Source organism: Gemmatimonadaceae bacterium (assembly GCA_020846935.1).
Lineage (GTDB): Bacteria > Gemmatimonadota > Gemmatimonadetes > Gemmatimonadales > Gemmatimonadaceae > RBC101.
Map to the genome: position 1 here is coordinate 93717 of JADLCY010000013.1, position 17287 is coordinate 111003.

At 68.3% G+C, this 17287-nt stretch carries 18 protein-coding genes; all 18 read right to left on the reverse strand.

The features are described from left to right. The gene (hprK, locus tag IT361_16045; protein ID MCC6319185.1) at window positions 1-972 is read right to left on the reverse strand and encodes an HPr(Ser) kinase/phosphatase; all 972 of its coding nucleotides are present in this window, start codon (window positions 970-972) and stop codon (window positions 1-3) included. Then, window positions 969-1280: a hypothetical protein gene (locus tag IT361_16050; protein ID MCC6319186.1), complete on the reverse strand. Its 312-nt coding sequence runs from the start codon at window positions 1278-1280 to the stop codon at window positions 969-971. The genes hprK and IT361_16050 overlap by 4 nt, the downstream gene beginning before the upstream one ends. Next, window positions 1255-2388, reverse strand: a complete 1134-nt coding sequence (locus IT361_16055) for a glycosyltransferase family 4 protein (GenBank protein MCC6319187.1) — start codon at window positions 2386-2388, stop codon at window positions 1255-1257. Before IT361_16055 ends, IT361_16050 begins: the two co-directional genes overlap by 26 nt. A 3-nt stretch (window positions 2389-2391) precedes the next feature. Further along, window positions 2392-2862 (reverse strand): transcription antitermination factor NusB, encoded by a 471-nt coding sequence (nusB, locus tag IT361_16060; GenBank protein ID MCC6319188.1) that lies wholly within the window; start codon window positions 2860-2862, stop codon window positions 2392-2394. Beyond that, window positions 2843-3322 carry a 6,7-dimethyl-8-ribityllumazine synthase gene (locus IT361_16065; GenBank protein ID MCC6319189.1) on the reverse strand — a complete coding sequence of 160 codons (480 nt, stop codon included), beginning with the start codon at window positions 3320-3322 and terminating at the stop codon, window positions 2843-2845. The genes nusB and IT361_16065 overlap by 20 nt, the downstream gene beginning before the upstream one ends. Before the next feature lie 65 nt (window positions 3323-3387). Further along, window positions 3388-4599: a bifunctional 3,4-dihydroxy-2-butanone-4-phosphate synthase/GTP cyclohydrolase II gene (locus tag IT361_16070; protein MCC6319190.1), complete on the reverse strand. Its 1212-nt coding sequence runs from the start codon at window positions 4597-4599 to the stop codon at window positions 3388-3390. Window positions 4600-4607: 8 nt separating this feature from the next. Next, window positions 4608-5204: a riboflavin synthase gene (locus tag IT361_16075; protein ID MCC6319191.1), complete on the reverse strand. Its 597-nt coding sequence runs from the start codon at window positions 5202-5204 to the stop codon at window positions 4608-4610. Next, window positions 5205-6296 (reverse strand): bifunctional diaminohydroxyphosphoribosylaminopyrimidine deaminase/5-amino-6-(5-phosphoribosylamino)uracil reductase RibD, encoded by a 1092-nt coding sequence (gene ribD / locus IT361_16080; GenBank protein MCC6319192.1) that lies wholly within the window; start codon window positions 6294-6296, stop codon window positions 5205-5207. Window positions 6297-6300: 4 nt separating this feature from the next. Next, window positions 6301-7299 (reverse strand): hypothetical protein, encoded by a 999-nt coding sequence (locus IT361_16085; protein MCC6319193.1) that lies wholly within the window; start codon window positions 7297-7299, stop codon window positions 6301-6303. Continuing rightward, window positions 7296-8342 carry a phosphoribosylformylglycinamidine cyclo-ligase gene (locus IT361_16090; protein MCC6319194.1) on the reverse strand — a complete coding sequence of 349 codons (1047 nt, stop codon included), beginning with the start codon at window positions 8340-8342 and terminating at the stop codon, window positions 7296-7298. Before IT361_16090 ends, IT361_16085 begins: the two co-directional genes overlap by 4 nt. Continuing rightward, a complete protein-coding gene (locus IT361_16095; protein MCC6319195.1) occupies window positions 8339-9256 on the reverse strand; it encodes a sugar kinase in 918 nt (305 codons plus the stop codon). Before IT361_16095 ends, IT361_16090 begins: the two co-directional genes overlap by 4 nt. A 114-nt stretch (window positions 9257-9370) precedes the next feature. After that, on the reverse strand, window positions 9371-11014 hold the full coding sequence (locus tag IT361_16100; GenBank protein MCC6319196.1) for an arginine--tRNA ligase: 1644 nt from the start codon (window positions 11012-11014) through the stop codon (window positions 9371-9373). After that, a complete protein-coding gene (locus tag IT361_16105; protein MCC6319197.1) occupies window positions 11011-11415 on the reverse strand; it encodes a zinc ribbon domain-containing protein in 405 nt (134 codons plus the stop codon). Before IT361_16105 ends, IT361_16100 begins: the two co-directional genes overlap by 4 nt. A gap of 162 nt (window positions 11416-11577) precedes the next feature. Then, the gene (locus tag IT361_16110) at window positions 11578-13188 is read right to left on the reverse strand and encodes a methylmalonyl-CoA mutase (GenBank protein MCC6319198.1); all 1611 of its coding nucleotides are present in this window, start codon (window positions 13186-13188) and stop codon (window positions 11578-11580) included. A 152-nt stretch (window positions 13189-13340) separates the two neighbouring features. Beyond that, entirely contained in the window at window positions 13341-14357 is a 1017-nt protein-coding gene (gene fbp / locus IT361_16115) for a class 1 fructose-bisphosphatase (protein ID MCC6319199.1), read from the reverse strand. A 3-nt stretch (window positions 14358-14360) separates the two neighbouring features. Next, a complete protein-coding gene (locus tag IT361_16120) occupies window positions 14361-14759 on the reverse strand; it encodes a hypothetical protein (protein MCC6319200.1) in 399 nt (132 codons plus the stop codon). Continuing rightward, a complete protein-coding gene (locus tag IT361_16125) occupies window positions 14708-16939 on the reverse strand; it encodes a DNA internalization-related competence protein ComEC/Rec2 (protein MCC6319201.1) in 2232 nt (743 codons plus the stop codon). Before IT361_16125 ends, IT361_16120 begins: the two co-directional genes overlap by 52 nt. Before the next feature lie 32 nt (window positions 16940-16971). Beyond that, window positions 16972-17259 carry a late competence development ComFB family protein gene (locus tag IT361_16130; protein MCC6319202.1) on the reverse strand — a complete coding sequence of 96 codons (288 nt, stop codon included), beginning with the start codon at window positions 17257-17259 and terminating at the stop codon, window positions 16972-16974. Window positions 17260-17287: the final 28 nt, after the last annotated feature.

A 17287-nucleotide genomic window follows, 5' to 3' on the forward strand; every position in this document is an offset into this window, starting at 1 on the left:
CTACTCATCATCCTCCACAAGGTACCGACGGACGTCGGCTGCCTGTCGCATGTGGCCGAGCAGCCGCTGGTTGAACGCCTCGGCGGGATCGATGCCACTGTAGCGCAGCAGGTGATTCATCGCGATGACCTCGCTGATCACCGTGATGTTCTTGCCGGGATTCAGGAAGACGGTGATCAGCGGCAGTTCGACGCCAAGGATCGTGGTGACCTCGCCGTCGAGTCCGGTGCGATCGGCGGCGATGTTCTCCGACCATTCCTTGAGCTGCACCACGACCTCGATGCGCTTCTGCTGGCGCACGGCGCGAATGCCGAAGACAGCCGGGATGTCGATCAAGCCGACGCCGCGGATCTCCATGAAGTGGCGCTGCAGCTCGTGGCCGCGCCCGATGAGCACGTCGTTGCCGCGCCGCGAGACAATCACCACGTCGTCCGCCACGAGTCGATGCCCACGCTCCACCAGGTCGAGCACACACTCGGACTTGCCGATCCCGCTCGCGCCGGTGAACAGCAGCCCGACGCCGAAGACGTCGGCGAGTGAACCGTGCAGGGTGGTGGAAGGCGCGAACATGAGTTCGAGCACGGGCTTGACGTGCCGGTAGAACTCATTCGTCTTGAGTGACGTGCGGAACACGGGCACGCCGGCGCCAACGGCCAGGTCGAGCAGCGGAGGCGCCGGATCCATGCCCTTCGTGATGAACACGCATGGAAGCGGGAACGAGAAGAACAGGCCCAGGTTCCTGCGCCGCTCCTCATCGGTGAGCGACGCGAGGTACGTCATCTCGGTCTCCCCGATCACCTGGGAACGCTCGGACATGAAGCGCCCGACGAATCCGGCGAGCGCGAGCCCGGGGCTGGAGATGTCCGAGTTGCCGATTTCGCGGTCGTGCCCATAGTCCCCGGCCAGCTGTTCGAGCTGCAGGGTGCCGTGGAGACGTTCCAGCAACTTGCCGACGGTGTGTGTCTGGGTCACGCGCGCCCTGCCCGTGCCGTGCGTTCCCTGGCGGTGCGTCGCGCGCTCGTGACCTGTCGCGAGAGATGGGCCCCCGCGATGGCCAGCGCCGGTCCGTAATACCGGCCGTAGCCCTCCGCGACCATGACCTTGTGACGCGGAGCGCGGAGCACCAGTTCGACGCGGCAGCGCGTGCCCTCGCGTTCGAAGCGGATGTTCGCCGCGGCGGGACGGCCGAGACGCGCGGCGACCTTGGTCACCAACGCCTCGGCGCGGCCGCGCAGTCGATCTGAAATGACAGCGTTATGCGCCTGCCAGACGATTTCCATGGAATGCCCCCTCGGCAAGGATGGCGCGCAGATGGGCTTCGGTCTCGTCCGCGCTGCGTTCCCACGTGAAGGTTGCCGCAAACTCGCGACCCGCGCGACCCATCCGCGCGACCAGATCCGCGTCGCCGGCGATCCGGCGCATCGCGGCGGCGAGGGCATCGACGTCGCCGTGCGGCACGAGAAACCCCGTCTCCCCATCCCGCACGGATTCACGGATTCCGGGCGAGTCGGAGGCAACGACCGGCGTTCCGCTGGCGGCAGCTTCGAGATTGGTGATCCCCCACCCTTCCTTGGGCGAGGTAAAGGCCAACGCCCACGAGCGACGCAGCAACGAAACTTTCTCCGGCTCGCTGATTCGCCCAAGAAACCGCACCCGATCGCCAAGGTCAAGCGAACGCGCCAGGGCCTCGAGCGCCCCGCGATGATCGCCCGCCCCGGCGATCTCCAGCCGAGCCTCGGGGTGGTCGAGCCGGGCAAAGGCCCGAAGGATAAGGTCCACGCCCTTGTAGCGCTTGAGGCGCCCCAGATACGCAAAGACCGGCTGCGCGGCACGCGCCGCGGGCGCAGGCGTATACGCCGCACTGTCGATCCCGCAATAGATCACCGTGATCAGATCGCGCCGAATGCCGCGCGCGGCGAGATCGTCGGCGGTGCTGCGACTGATCACCTGGAAGGGCACGCCACGATACACCGCGGGGATTGGTCGCTCCATGGCCCACACCATGGCGGCAACGGGCGCCGGCACCTCCTGGAACGCGGTACCTCCGAAGAGGTGCGGCACGACACCGACGACGGGCGTGTCGGACCAGCGTGGCGTGAACAGCGGCACCTTGTTGATGTCTTCGACCACGAGATCCCACGCGTGCGACCGTTCGAGTGCATGAAAGGCACGCGCCGCGAGAAACGGAAACGTGTAGCGCGTGCCCACGCGATGGACGCGCATGCCGTCGAGCGTCGCCGTTGGCGGGCATCCCTTCCAGCCGCTGCACAGGAGCGTGACCTCGTGCCCGCGCGCGGCGAGACGACCAAAGATCTCGTGCAGGTGGATCTCGGCGCCGCCGGCCTGCGGGTTCTCGCGGTCCTGCCAGTTCACGACCAGCAGCCGCACGGCCTAGAGTCTCCCGAGGTGCCGTCCGAGCGCGTCGAGCACGCCATTCACGAACCGCGCGCTCGCGTCCGAGCCGAAACGCTCGGCCAGCACGACCATCTCCTGGATGATCACGCGCGGTGGCGTGGCTTCGCGCGCAGCGTCGGCGGGCGCGAGCAGTTCCGCAGCCCCGAGGCGCAGCACGGCACGCTCGATGGCCCCGATGCGTTCCGGGCGCCAGTTGTGGGCGTGCTCGGCGATGAGCCGGTCGGCGTCGCTCAGGTGCTGCGTCACCAGGCGCTGTAGCGGGGCGACGACGTCGCGTTCGTCGATGCCTAACGCGAGATCGTCCCACAGCCGCGTGGCGACGTCGTCGAATGCCGCCCGGTCGCGCACGGCATCCCAGGCGTAGAGCGCCTGCACCACCCGGGCCCGGGCGCGACGGCGCGCGCGTCGCCAGTTGCGCTGCTCGCGACTACCCTTCGTCTGTCGCATCCAACCGCGCGAAGAGGTCGGCCATCTCGAGCGCGGCGAGCGCCGCGTCCCACCCCTTGTTCCCGTGGCTGCCGCCGGCGCGCGCCTCCGCCTGCTCCATCGTGTCGCAGGTCAGCACGCCAAATCCGACCGGCAAGTCGTACTCCGCCGACGCCTGTCCAAGCCCCCGCGCCGCTTCACCGGCGACATAGTCGAAGTGCGGCGTGTCGCCCCGAATGACGGCACCGAGTGCCACCACCGCGTCGTACCGATCCGCGCCGAGCAGACGCCGCGCGGCGGCGGGCAACTCCCACGCGCCCGGAACCCACACGACGTCCACGTCGCCAAACGCCACACCGTGACGCGTGCAGGCGTCCACGGCCCCCTCCATCAGGCGGCGGGTGATCGTCTCGTTGAACCGTGAGACCACGATCCCGATGCGTCGGCCACTGCCGTCGGGCGTCCCGGAGAATTCGGCCATGCCGTCGGAGGTCGCTGGAGGAATGACAGGGAGGGTGCGCGAGTTGGCGCGAAGGTCCGCCACGTTCAGTGGCTCAGCAGGTGTCCAAGCTTGGTCCGCTTGGCCTCGAGGTAGCCCGCATTCTCCTCGGTCGTCGGCGCTGCGATCCGCACACGATCAACGATCTCGAGGCCATAGCCTCGGAGGCCGACCAGTTTCATCGGGTTGTTTGTCAGCACGCGCATCGATCGCACACCCAGGTCGAGCAGGATCTGCGCCCCGATCCCGTAGGTACGGAGATCGGCCTTGAAGCCGAGCTTCTCGTTGGCCTCGACGGTGTCGTGCCCGGCGTCCTGCAGTTCGTACGCCTTGAGCTTGTTGATCAATCCGATCCCGCGTCCTTCCTGGTCCAGGTACACGACGACGCCGCGGCCCTCGCGCGCAATCATCTCCATCGCGGTGTGCAGCTGCCACCCGCAGTCGCAGCGCTGTGAATGAAACACGTCACCGGTCAGGCAGCGGGAGTGCATGCGCACGAGAACATCGGCGCCGTCACCGAGGTCGCCGTACACGATCGCGACGTGCTCGCGATCGTCGACGTCGTTGCGATAGCCGACGATGCGCCATCCCTCGCCCCCAAGGTCGGACGGCAGCCGTGCTTCGGCCTCCCGATGTACCAGTCGCTCGTGCTGCAGCCGGTAGGCCACCAGATCGGCCACCGTGATGAACGTGTGCCCGTTGGCGATCGCGTACTGCTCGAGTTCGTCGCGCCGCATGGTCTGCCCGTCGTCGCCGAGGATCTCGCACAGCACGCCGGCCGGTGCGAGCCCGGCCAGCCGGCACAGATCGAGCGCCGCCTCCGTGTGGCCCACGCGCTGGAGCACGCCTCCCTCACGCGCCTTGAGTGGGTGGACGTGGCCCGGCCGACGCAGGTCACCGGGCCCGCGGGACGGATCGGCGAGCAGCTGAATGGTGCGGGCGCGGTCGGACGCGCTGATGCCGGTGGTGACCCCGAATTCGGCAGCCCCGTCGACGCTGACGGTGAACGCCGTTTTCATCGCTTCGGTGTTGAGGTCGCCCCCCTGCATGGGAAGCTCGAGGCGCGCGATGCGCTCCGCCGGCAGCGAGACGCAGATCATGCCCTTGGCCCGCAACATCACGTTGACCATGGCGGGCGTGATGAGCTGGGCGGCGCAGATCAGGTCGCCCTCGTTTTCGCGGTCCTCGTCGTCGGCCACGACCACGAACCGGCCGTTACGAATGTCCTCGATGGCCTGGGCGACGGTTCCGAATGGCATGCCGAATCCTAATCGCCCGGCGGGCGCTGCAGGAGGCGACGGACATACTTCCCGAGGACGTCGGCCTCGAGGTGCACGCGGTCCCCTGGCCGGCGCTCGCCGAGCGTCGTGTGGCGGCGGGTATGCTCGATGATCGAGACCTGCAGGACGCGGGGTGCCGGAAGGGCGTTGACCGTTAGGCTCACCCCATCCACCGTCACCGAGCCGTGCGGCACCAGCAGTTCGTCGACGTCGGTCGGTACGCGAATGTCGATCAGCAGCGCGTCTCCCTGCACCACCACCGCGGTGACCTCGCCAACCCCGTCGACGTGGCCCAGGACGAGGTGGCCGCCCAGGCGGTCGCCCACCGAGAGCGCGCGCTCGAGGTTGACCCGTGTGCCGACCCGCCACCCGTCGATCGCCGTGCGACCCCGGGTCGTGTCCACGGCCGCCACGCGGAACCACCCGGCGCCATGGTCCAGCACCGTGAGGCACGCGCCGCTGCAGGCAATGCTCTCGCCCATCGCCAGGTCGGCGTAGCGCGTCCGGATCACCAACTCGCGGCCCACCGCCGACGTGCGAACCTCGGTCACCTCGCCGACGTCGTCCACCAGACCAGTGAACACCTACGACTCCCGCACGGCGTAGGTGGTGGCGATGTCGTCACCGAGCGGCTCACGCGACACAACGCGCAGGCGATGCGCCGCTTCAGCACGTACGGCCGGCATCGCGGCAAAGGCGTTGAGCGCACCGCGACCAAACACGATCGGCGCCTGCACCAGGACGAGCCGGTCGACGAGCCCCGCCTCCCAGAGTGACGCCGCGATCCCTGTTCCGCCCTCGACCAGCACCGAACGCATACCCATCGCGCGCAACTGTCGCATGCCGGACGCCAGGTCCGGCGCGAGTACCACCTCCACGCCATGGCTGCGCAACGCCGATTCGTATTCGGCATCCACCTGCTCGGCCAGCACGATGACCGGCCCCTGTTTGAGCGAGTTGGCGAGCGTGGATGTGAGCGAGAGGCGGCCTGTGCGCGAAAAGATCACGCGCGCCGGCGCCACCCGCGGCGCCGGGGCCTCGCGCACCGTGAGCAGCGGATCGTCGATGCGCACCGTGTTCATGCCGACGGCGACGGCGTCGTGGCCCGCACGGAGGTGGTGCGCGTAACGACGGGCCTGCGGGCCCGTCACGCGGCTCGTCGTGCGGGTGCCGTCGGCGATGGCCCCATCGAGCGTGATCGCCAGCTTGAGCGTGACCCAGGGCCGCTCCGAGTGCCAGCCATGCAGGAACGCGGCATTCAGTTCACGCGCGTCGGCCTCCAGCGTGCCGATGCTGGTCTCGATGCCCGCGGCGGCCAGCGCGGCGAGACCGCCCGCAGCCTCCGGGTTGGGATCGCGCATCGCCACCACCACGCGGGCGACGCCAGCGGCACGGATCGCGTCGACACACGGCGGCGTCTTGCCGTGATGCGCACAGGGCTCGAGCGTCACGTAGAGCGTCGCACCACGCGCCGCCGGGCCGGCGGCGGCCAGCGCATTCACCTCGGCGTGCAGCCCCCCGAACCGCTCGTGCGCCCCTTCGCCGACGATCCTGCCGTCCTGCACGAGCACAGCACCGACCATCGGATTGGGCGCGACCTGGCCCCAGCCCTGTCGCGCCAGATCCAGCGCGCGGCGCATGAATGGCGCATCCGTGTCGTGACTGGCGGCGTTCACGACCCTAGAATCGAAAGCGGAACCCGGCGGAGCCGTACGTGAGCGGATCATCGGCGCGCTTGCCGGCAAACGTGTTGTAGGTGGCAACGCGCCCACCACTCGCGCGCCCGCCCTCGGCAACAAGAGCAAACGCGCCGAGGTCGAGCGCGACGGAACCGAAGGCGTTGTCGCGGCGCATCGTCTGCGTGGCCACGATCCGACTCGCCGATGTCGTGACTCCACCGCGCGTCACCCTGACCTGCGCGATGGTACTCGTCCGATACCGATCCTGGCCAAAGCCGCCGGTGAGCACCACGACGCCGAGGCTCTTGCCGATCACCCCGCGCCACGCCGAGGTCCTGACCTGGAAGTCATCGATCTCGATTTCGTCCGCCCCCGGTGAACCCTTCACCGCGAGGTGTGGCAGGTCGCGACGCAGGAAGCTGAACGAGATCCCCGGGGTCAGCACGCTCTCGCTGACGAGCGACACGCGTGCACCGATGCCCAGGCGCACGGGTCCGTCGGGGAGCGACACCTCGAAGTCCCCCGCGCTGAGCGACGGCACGACGGCAACGTTCAGCAGCCCGTCGAGGCCGAACGCGTACGAGCCGCCGATCGGAACGCCGCGGAAAATGCCGACCGCTGCATCGATGGTCGGGACTGGAATGACCTGCTCCTTGATTGCGTAGTCCGACGCGACCGCGCCCGTGATCGCCGGCGAAACATCGTCGACGAGCGGCAGCCGCGCGTTGACCACGTTGAAGCGGATGCCGACGGAGCTGTGCCCTCCTCGGCCAATGACCGAGTGCTCCCCGCTGATCGCGTTGCCTCCCGTGAGCGCGCCGCCGAGTTGCGGGGCCATGAAGAGGAACAGGTCGATCGCCTTCTGGCAGGCGTCCTGGGTGGTACGCTCCGCGACGGTCGTTGCGCGGCACTGCGAATCGATCGTGCCACCCTGCGCCGTCGCGTTACCGCGCGGCAGCAGCGCGGTGCCAATCAGAGCGGCTGCAATGTGTCGTCTCATATACTCCTCCCGGTGAACTGGACGACACCCGTGCCCGGTCGGACCCCGCCAAGGACCCACGCACCGACACCGGCGTCGCCCGCCGCAGCGATCATCGCGTCCGCATCGCCGCGGGCCACGATGGCCACCGCGCCGACGCCCATGTTGAACGCTCGGAACATCTCGTCGCGCGCCACCTGCCCGCCATCTTCCAGCACACGAAACACGTTAGGCAGCGCCCAGCTCGCTTCGTCCACGACGGCATCGAGATCGGGGGGCAGCGCGCGGTTCAGGTTGCCGGGAAGCCCGCCACCCGTGATGTGCGCCAGGGCATGCACGCGGTCCAGCATCGGCCGAACCGTGGCCAGGTACGAGCGGTGCACGCGGAGCAGAACCTGCGCGACCGTGGCGCCAGCCTCCCCCGGAAACGCGTCGCCAACAGAGAGACGCATGCGTTCGAACACGATCCGGCGGGCGAGCGAGTAGCCGTTGGTGTGCAGGCCGGAACTCTCGAACGCCACGAGAGCATCGCCATCGCGCACCCTCGCCGCGCCGATCGTCCGGTCCTCCTGCACGACGCCCACGATGAATCCGGCGAGGTCGTAGTCGGGCGGCGTGTACACACCGGGCATCTCGGCGGTTTCGCCACCGATCAGGGCGCAGCCGTTTTCGCGGCACCCTGCGGCCACGCCGGCGACGACGCCTTCGACCACGCTCGGCACGAGCGCGCCGAACGCCACGTAGTCGAGAAAGAAGAGCGGCGTGGCGCCGAGGGCGAGGATGTCGTTGGTGCAGTGATTCACCAGGCAGTGCCCGACCGTATCGTGCACGTTCGCGTCGATGGCCACCTTGATCTTGGTGCCCACCCCGTCGGCACTCGAGACCAGCACCGCACCCGCCTGCTGCGGAGCGCGGAAGAGTCCCCCGAACGTGCCGAAGTCCCCCACGCATCCCGCCGTCCGCGTCGATTCGACGAGGCGCCGGATGCGGCCTTTGGCGTCGTCCGCCGCTTCGATGTCGACGCCGGCTGCGCGGTAGTCGAGCCCCCGGGGCGTTCCGGTCACGTGGCCAGTACCTCCTCGAAAGCCACCAGGCGCCGGAAGTCGGCGAGACGTGCGTGGATCTCGCGATCTCCGATCTCCATGAGCCGCTGGATCGAGAACCGTTCGACCGCAAACGACCCCATGGCCGAGCCATGCACCACGGCGCGGCGCAGGTGCGCGTCGTCAACCTTGCCGGCTCGTGCGAGGTAGCCTATGAAGCCACCCGCGAAGGAATCGCCGGCGCCGGTCGGGTCGAAGACGTCTTCGAGCGGGAATGCCGGGGCGAAGAACACCGTCGACGACGTGAACATGAAGGCGCCGTGTTCCCCCTTCTTGATGATGACGTGCCGGGGCCCGCGTTCCAGGATCCAGCGTGCCGCCTTCACGAGGTTGTTGTGTTCGGTCAGCTGCCGGGCCTCGGCGTCGTTGAGGAGCAACACGTCGACGTGGCCAAGGAGTGTGATCAGGTCGCTGCGTCGGCTCTCGATCCAGAAGTTCATCGTGTCGCACGCCACGAACCGCGGCGTCTCGACCTGGCGGAGCACTTCGAGCTGCAGGCGGGGGTCGATATTGGCGAGAAAGACAAACGGCGAAGTGCGAAACGCGTCGGGAATCTTGGGCCGGAACTGCGAAAACACCCCGAGGCGCGTCTCCAGCGTCTCCGCGGCATTGAGGTCGTGCCGATAGCGGCCGCGCCACCGGAACGATTCGCCCTCGGCGTGCTCCAGGCCCGACAGGTCCACGTTGCGCGCCCGCAGCGGGTCGAGCTTGTGGACCGGATAGTCGTTGCCCACGACGCCGACAAGGCGCACCCGGGTGAAATGCGATGCCGACGCGGCGAAGAACGTGCCCGACCCCCCAACGACCTCATCGGCCTTGCCGAACGGGGTCTCCACGGAATCGAGCGCCACGGAACCAACCACGAGAACAGTCATGCCTGACGAGTGCGGGAGGGAGGCCGAGCGACGAGGCTTACAGGCGTTCCATGGCGGCGTCGAGCACCACGGAACCCATCGTGCGGGATGAACGCATCTGCTGAGCGCCCATGTCTACATGCGCTCCGGAGCGGAGATGCCCAGCGCACCGAGTCCGTTGCGGAGCACGATCTGCGCGGCGCGAGCCAGCGCCAGCCGTGCCGATCGGACGGGCTCGGGTTCTCCCAGCACGTGATGCTTGTGGTACCACGGGTGCACGAGGCCAGCGAGGTCAAGCAGGTAGCCGGCCACCAGGTGCGGCGCGCGCGTGCGCGTCGCGGCCGCGAGCAGCGCGGGATACCCCAGCAGGGCCTTGACCAGCTCGCGTTCGCGCTCGGACGCGAGGGCCGTCCAGTCGACCCCGTGGCCCGTCACCGACGCCGGGTCAATCTCGCCCACCCGGAAGATGCCGTGCAGCCGCGCATGCGCCATCTGGATGTAGTAGATCGGATTCTCGTCGCTCTGTGATCGCGCCACGTCCACGTCAAAGACGAGCGGTGAGTCCGCCTTGCGCATGAGCAGGAAATAGCGCACCGCATCGCGACCGACCTCGTCGATCAGGTCGCGCACCGTGACGTAGGAGCCGGCGCGCTTGGAGATCTTCACCTCCTCGCCCGCACGCATCACGGTCACCATCTGGTGCAGCTCGTACTCGGGGTACCCTTCCGGGATTCCCATCTCGAGCGCCTGCAGACCCGCGCGCACACGCGTCACCGTGCTGTGATGGTCAGCGCCCTGCACGTTGATGGCGCTCGCAAAGCCCCGTTGCCATTTCGTCACGTGATAGGCGACGTCCGGGAGGAAATACGTGTACGTCCCGTCGCGCTTGCGCATCACGCGATCCTTGTCGTCCCCGTAGTCCGTGGTACGCAGCCAGAGAGCGCCATCCTGTTCAAAGGTGTGGCCGCCGCGCTCCAGCATGCCGACGGTCTGCTCGACCTTGCCGTCGCTGTAGAGCGACGACTCCAGGTAGTACACGTCGAAGCGGACGCCGAACGCCTGCAGGTCGAGGTCCTGCTCTCGGCGGAGCGCAGCCACCGCGAACTCCCGGATCCGGTCGAGCGCCTCGCCCGCGGCATCGTCGGCGTTGGCCGCCACGTACTGGCGCGCGATGTCCCGGATGTATTCCCCGTGATACCCACCCTCGGGCAGCGGTGCGCTGACCCCCGCCATTTCGCGCACCCGCGCCTGCACACTCAGCGCCAGGTTCGCGATCTGCACGCCGGCGTCGTTGTAGTAGAACTCGCGCGTGACCTTCCAGCCACTGTACGTGAGCAGGGACGCAATGGCGTCGCCTAACGCCGCCTGGCGGCCGTGCCCGACATGCAGCGGGCCGGTGGGATTGGCCGAGACGAACTCGATGTTCACCGCCCGGCCGGCTCCGTCGCTGGTGCGACCGTAGTCGTCACCCGCCGCGATGATCGACGCCAACCGCGCCGCCTCGGCGCCAACCGCCATGCGGAAGTTGATGAAGCCCGGTGCGGCCGCGTAGGCCTCGCTCACGCCGGCCTTCGAGACGTCGAGGCGCGCCACCAGGTCGCTGGCGATATCCATCGGCTTGCGACGGAGCACCCGGGCAAGGTTCATCGCGGCGTTGGTCGACCAGTCGCCGAACGCGGCGTCCCGTGGCCGCTCCAGTTGCGGCTCGAACTCCGCCGGTGCCCCGAGATCACGCGCCGCGTCAGCGAGCGCGGCCTTGAGTACCACTTCGGCGCTCATGTGGCGCCCGACGCGCCGGATCCACCAGATGCACCAGATCCACCCGATCCACCCGATCCACCTGAGGGAGTACCGCCTGCCGACGATCCGCCGCCGCTGCTTTCGGCCTTTGGTGGCGAGGCGTTCGTCCCCTTCGACTCACCGGCCGCTTTGGGCTCTCCCTTCGACTCCGACTTGCCCTCCGCCCTGGTCGTGGCATCGCGCTGGTCCTTCTTGCCATCCTTCCCGTAGTCGGTGATGTAGAACCCGGACCCTTTGAAGATCAGTCCGGCTCCGCCCGAAATGATGCGGACCGCCTCCCCGCTGCCGTCCGGAGCCGGAACAGCTTCAGGAACCTCGCTGATCTTGAAGATGCGCTCGATGATCGTCCCGTCGGGACAACGAAACTGGTAGGTGGGCATCAGAACGTCGAAAACACGGTGCACCAGCAAAGCGCCGGGCTCCCACACTCCGGATGGGAACCCGCGGTGTCAGACCCGCAAGTGGTATTCAAGCAATAACTTAGCTGACCCAAGCCACGCGGACCAGTGCAGCCGTCACGGCAGCGCGGACCAGCGTCACGATCAGCCCGGCCGGTACTCCCCGAACCGCTCGCGCAGCACATCGCTGATTTCGCCGACCGTCGCGCGCGATCGGACGGCCTCGACCATCAACGGCATGAGCGGCTCTCTGCCGGCGGAGTCTGGTGCGTCGGCGTACGTCGTGGCTGCCGCACCGAGCGCCGACAGGGCGCGACCCACGGCCTGGGTGTCGCGCCGCGATCGCAGGTCGCGCACGCGGGACACCTGATCGCGTTCGAGCGCGGAGAAGTCGGGCGCGGGAATCTCCGGTGGCTCCACGCCGTCGCTGAACTTGTTCATGCCCACCACGACCGTTTCCCCGGACTCGATGCGCAACTGGTGCGCATACGCGCTTCGCCCGATCTCCTCCTGGAAGAACCCCGCGGCGATCGCCGGCGCGGCCCCACCGAGCTGCTCGACCTTCTCCATCAGCACCAGCACCTGGCGCTCCAGCTCATCGGTCAGCGCCTCAACGTAGTACGAACCGGCGAGCGGATCCACGGTGGACGCGGCGCCAGACTCGTAGCCAACGATCTGCTGCGTGCGCAGGGCAAGCGTGGCCGCTTCGGCCGTCGGCAGCGACAGCGCTTCGTCGTAGCCATTGGTGTGCAGGGACTGCGTACCACCAAGGGTAGCGGCCAACGTCTGCACCGCCACGCGCACCACGTTGTTCAACGGCTGCTGTGCGGTGAGCGTGACGCCGCCGGTCTGGGTGTGGAAGCGGAGTCGTGCGCTCGCGTCGCTCGCGTGGAATCGGTCGCGCATGAGGCGCGCGTAGATCCGGCGGGCAGCGCGGAACTTGGCCACCTCTTCGAACAGGTCGCTGTGCGCGGCAAAGAAGAACGAGAGTCGCGGTGCGAACACGTCGATCGCGAGCCCGGCCTCGAGGGCGCGCTCCACATATTCAACCGTGTTCGCGAAGGTGAATGCGAGTTCCTGCACGGCCGTCGCACCAGCTTCGCGAATGTGGTAGCCGGAGATCGAGATCGGGTTCCAGTTGGGGACATCCGAGGCGCAGTATCCGAAGATGTCGGCGATCATCCGCAGGCTGGGCCCTGGCGGATAGATGTAGGTGCCGCGCGCGATGTATTCCTTGAGCAGGTCGTTCTGGATGGTGCCGCTCAGCGCCGAGCGCGCGATGCCACGTTCTTCCGCGACCACGACGTACATGGCCAGGAGGATCCCCGCCGTCGCATTGATCGTCATCGACGTCGAGATGCGATCGAGGGGCAGTTGGTCGAGCAACAGATGCATGTCCTCGACCGAATCGATCGCCACACCCACGCGGCCCACTTCGCCGGCGGCGCGCGGCGAATCGGAATCGATGCCCATCTGCGTGGGGAGGTCGAAGGCGACCGAGAGCCCGGTCTGCCCCGCGGCGAGCAGGTGCCGGAAGCGCGCGTTGGTCTCGGGCGCCGTGCCGAATCCGGCGTACTGTCGCATCGTCCACAGCCGGCCGCGGTACATGGTGGGCTGCACGCCACGCGTAAACGGAAAAGCGCCCGGCGCACCAAGTCGCTCGGCGAGTCCCTCGCCCACATGGCGCGGACCGTAGACGGGTTCGATGGGGATACCCGACGGCGTCAATCGCTCCGGGTCGGTGGGCCTGGTCATGGCGGTGAAATCTGATCGCGGGCGCCGCGCGCTGGCACCGTCGGCGTCACCGAAAGACCAACGGGCACCGTCCAGGGACGGTGCCCACTCATCGCGCCCGGCACCTCGTCGCCAGGCGATACCTCACGGACCCTGGCGCGCGGGGACGGCGCTCAGGCGACCTTGCGCGACAGGAACTCGCGGGCGGTCTCGATGTCGTCGCGGCTGCCGATGTACAGCGGGCAGCGCTGGTGCAGTTCCGTCGGCGAGAGGTCGAGGATGTCCTGCACGCCGTTGGTGGCCGATCCTCCGGCCTGCTGCACCACGAAGGCGAGCGGATTGCACTCGTACAGCAGCCGCAGCTTGCCGTTGGGCGACTGCGTGTTGGCAGGATAAGCGAACACGCCGCCGCCAAGGAGATTGCGATGGAAGTCGGCCACCAGTGACCCGACGTAGCGCACCGACATGGCCTTCTGATGCCCATCGAGTCCGCGATACCGCCGCATGAGCGCCTTTACGTTCTCATCCCAGTGCTGCTCGTACGAGTCGTTGACGCTGAGGTAGCGACCACGCGGCGGGATGCGGATGTCGGGGTGCGAAAGGAGGAACTCGCCGATCGACGGATCGAGTGTGAAGCCATGGACGCCGTGGCCGGTCGTGTAGACCAGCATCGTGCTCGAACCGTAGATGATGTAGCCCGCGGCCACCTGGCGCCGCCCGGGCTGCAACACGTCTTCGAGCTCCCCGCGGACGCCGCGGGTGATCTTGCGCATGACGGAGAAGATCGTGCCGACGGGCACGTTCACGTCGATGTTCGAGGAGCCGTCGAGCGGGTCGAAGGCGAGCACGTAGTTGCCGCAGCGGAACTGGTCGGGAATCGGGATGATGTCCGGCTCTTCCTCGGACGCCATGGCCGCCAGGTGGCCGCCGTGGTCGAACGCCTTGACGATCGTCTCGTTCGCGAAGACGTCCAGCTTCTGCTGGATCTCGCCCTGGACGTTTTCGGAATCGAGCGCCCCGAGGATGTCCACGAGTCCGGCGCGGCGCACCTTGTTGGCGATCAGCTTGGCCGCGAGCGCGACGTCGTAGAGGATGCCGGACAGCTGCCCGGTGGCCCCCTGATGCAGACGTTCCTGCTCGATGATGTAGCGGTCGATCGTGACCACCGAAGTGGCGGTGTTCTTGACCACGAATCATTCCTCCGGCTGGAGGGGCGTCATCGCCCTGGTAAGTCGCTCGGCCGCGAAGCGCCGGGCGTCGACCTCGAAACGGTTGTTGAGGTATCCCCGACGCAACGTTTCCCACCAGTACCGCAACGGAAACGCCGCAAGTGCCTGAAACTGGTGAACATGGCGAAGCTCGTGCAAGAGTAGTTCCGCCGACATCGGCGTCGGGGGGGCGAGCCAGACGTGACGACCGATCGTTATGCCGTCCACCCATCGGCGGCCGAGGCACCAGCCGCCAAGCCGCGGCGGCAAGCCTCCTCGACGAAGCCTGACCAGGCCAAGCTCGGGGTACGCGCCCAGCAACGTCGGCGGAATCACCGAGGGGACCCCGACGAGGGCGCGTGCGAGCGCGGCAAGGATGTCCATCTGCTGTCCTGAGTCCGGTAGTCGATGCTCACGCCGTCGGTCGCGAGCATGATGGTCCCGTCGTCGTCTGTGCGCAACACATGCACCCCGCGCGCGTCGAGGGACTGCAACACGGCCGCCGACGGGTGGCCGTAGTCGTTGTCGGCGCCTACCGAGATCAGCGCAAGGCGCGGCTGCACGGCATCGAGAAATGACGCGGTGCTGCTGGTGCCGCTTCCGTGATGACCGACCTTGAGCACGTCGGCGCGCAGACCTCGGCCGTATCGCTGCACCAGCCAGCCTTCAGCGCCAGCCTCGGCGTCGCCGGTGAGCAGCATCGTGATCGTGCCATACCGGATGCGAAGGACGGCGCTTGCCTCGTTAGGGTTCGTCTGCATGGGCACCCAGGATGTGGCCGGCGCCAGCACATCGACCCGGACCCCGTCGAGATTCATGGAATCGCCGGCGACGGCGCGCTTCCACACCACTCGCCGCGCCAGGGCGGAGTCCAGCGCTTCGCGATAGGCAGGGCTCGCGCCGTGGTACCCAGGATCCCAGAGCGTGTCGACACCCGCGAGGCCCACCAGCGACCGTACGCCGCCGACATGATCGGCGTGCGGGTGAGTCATGACGACGTGCACGACGTCTCCACCCCGCCGTCGCAGGTAAGGCGCCACGATTGCCGCGCCCGCATCCCCTCCTCGCCAGGCGTTGCCCGCGTCCACCACGATCCATCGCCCGCGTGGGGAGCGCAGGGCCACGGCGTCGCCCTGCCCCACGTCGATGACGTGCAGTTCGAGCCGCCCCGCCGGGCCGGGCAGATGTGGCCACCACGTCGCCAGGACCAGCGCGCCAAGCGCGACGCCCATGGGACGCTGCCAACGCTGCACCACGCAGGCCACCACCGTGGACACCGCGACCACCGTGATCGCGATCCCCGTCACCGCCGATGGCGCAACGGCGATGACGCCGAATGGAATCGCCGCACCGATACGGGCGACCCCACCGATGAGGGCGAGCGCCGCGCGCGTCGCGTCGCCAAGGTACGCGGCCACCGGGGCGATCCACTCCAGAAGCACGGTGGCAAACAGCAGCGGCTGCGCCACGTTGAAGAGCGGTCCTGCCGCCAGGTTGGTGACCACCGCGGCCACACTCAACCGACCAAAGGTCCATGCGACGATTGGCGCGCTCACGATCGTCGCCACGCCGGTCGCCACGACGCCCTCCACCATGGGGCGACGCCACCCGACCAGCGGACCGAACCACCGCGACGCGAGGCCGCCACTGGCGATGAGGCCGGCCATCCCGCCAACACTGAGTAGCCAGCCCAGGTCGATCGCAATACGCGGCTCGATCAGCGACACGCCGCTGCCCACGGCCCAGATGGCCCACGGGCAGGTCGGGCGCTGGAGCCATTTCGCAACGTGCGTCAGGGCGAGCATGGCAGCCGACCGGACGGCGGGTGGCGGCGCGCCGATGAAAGCGACGTATGCGACGAGGACCAGGATCGCCGCGAACGGGGCGACGCGTCCCGGTAACCCGACGGCAGCAAACGCGGCGAGCAGCCCGCCGGCGATGATCGACACGTGCAGGCCTGAGACGGACACCATGTGGATGATGCCGGCGTCTGCATAACGAGTCCTGAGATCGCTCGGCAGGTCGTACTGTTCGGCGAGGACGAGGGCGCGGGCCAACGGGGCGTCGTCTTCGAATCGACGATCCATCATGGCGCTCACGCGTGCGCGCCACCGCTCGAGCAGAGCCGGGGCCTCATGCACCACGACGCGCGCACGGCGCACCGCGAGTCCGCCACCGGATCGCCGGAACGATCCGGACACGTCGACCACGGTGCCCGAAGCGACGGTCGCACCCGCGGCGGCAGAGATCCGCACGCGGAGCCCGCACGATACGGCGCGGGCGGATGCGGTACCTCCGGCTCGCAGGGGCTCGAGGAGTCTCGCGCGCACCGCGCCGGTGCGCAGCGCACGACGCGTGCACGCGACGTCCTCCGCATGAGCGTCCTGCGCGACAAGAACGCCAAGCACCAGCGCGCCGGCGCCGAGCATAGCACCGGCGTCGCGCCGGGAGGCACCGCGGACGGCCACCAGCAGCGCGGCACCACCCGCGGGGATGACAAAACCGCCGAACCCGAGCCACAGGCCGGCGGCGTATCCGAGAAAGAGCCAGGTGATGAGTGCCACGGAGCCTCGATCGGCCCGCCTGGCGAAAACGCCTACGCCGAGCGCCCAACTCCTTCCGCGATGTGGCGCGGGTTGGTGCGCACGACCTGCATGGCCTCGAGCATCACCACCGACATCTCGGCGCGAGCCTGACGCTGCGACAGGGCGACCCGGGTCACGGCGGAGCCGATCGGTGACCCGCTGATGTACCGGGGCCGAAGTTGGTTCAGCGCGCGCGTGATCACGTCATCACGGCATTGCGGACATGAGCAAAAATCCGCATGGCGTTCGCGCAGCTGCTGGAATACTTCGTCGGCGATCTCTTCGATGGCGTTCTTCATCACCGATCGGGCAATGGGCGGTACCCAC

Bases quoted from the DNA above. Each gene is read 5' to 3' on its own strand.
- IT361_16050 (MCC6319186.1), bottom strand. From the start codon at position 1,280: ATGGAAATCGTCTGGCAGGCGCATAACGCTGTCATTTCAGATCGACTG.
- nusB (MCC6319188.1), bottom strand. From the start codon at position 2,862: ATGCGACAGACGAAGGGTAGTCGCGAGCAGCGCAACTGGCGACGCGCG.
- IT361_16065 (MCC6319189.1), bottom strand. From the start codon at position 3,322: ATGGCCGAATTCTCCGGGACGCCCGACGGCAGTGGCCGACGCATCGGG.
- IT361_16070 (MCC6319190.1), bottom strand. From the start codon at position 4,599: ATGCCATTCGGAACCGTCGCCCAGGCCATCGAGGACATTCGTAACGGC.
- IT361_16085 (MCC6319193.1), bottom strand. From the start codon at position 7,299: ATGAGACGACACATTGCAGCCGCTCTGATTGGCACCGCGCTGCTGCCG.
- IT361_16095 (MCC6319195.1), bottom strand. From the start codon at position 9,256: ATGACTGTTCTCGTGGTTGGTTCCGTGGCGCTCGATTCCGTGGAGACC.
- IT361_16100 (MCC6319196.1), bottom strand. From the start codon at position 11,014: ATGAGCGCCGAAGTGGTACTCAAGGCCGCGCTCGCTGACGCGGCGCGT.
- IT361_16105 (MCC6319197.1), bottom strand. From the start codon at position 11,415: ATGCCCACCTACCAGTTTCGTTGTCCCGACGGGACGATCATCGAGCGC.
- IT361_16110 (MCC6319198.1), bottom strand. From the start codon at position 13,188: ATGACCAGGCCCACCGACCCGGAGCGATTGACGCCGTCGGGTATCCCC.
- IT361_16120 (MCC6319200.1), bottom strand. From the start codon at position 14,759: ATGGACATCCTTGCCGCGCTCGCACGCGCCCTCGTCGGGGTCCCCTCG.
- IT361_16130 (MCC6319202.1), bottom strand. From the start codon at position 17,259: ATGAAGAACGCCATCGAAGAGATCGCCGACGAAGTATTCCAGCAGCTG.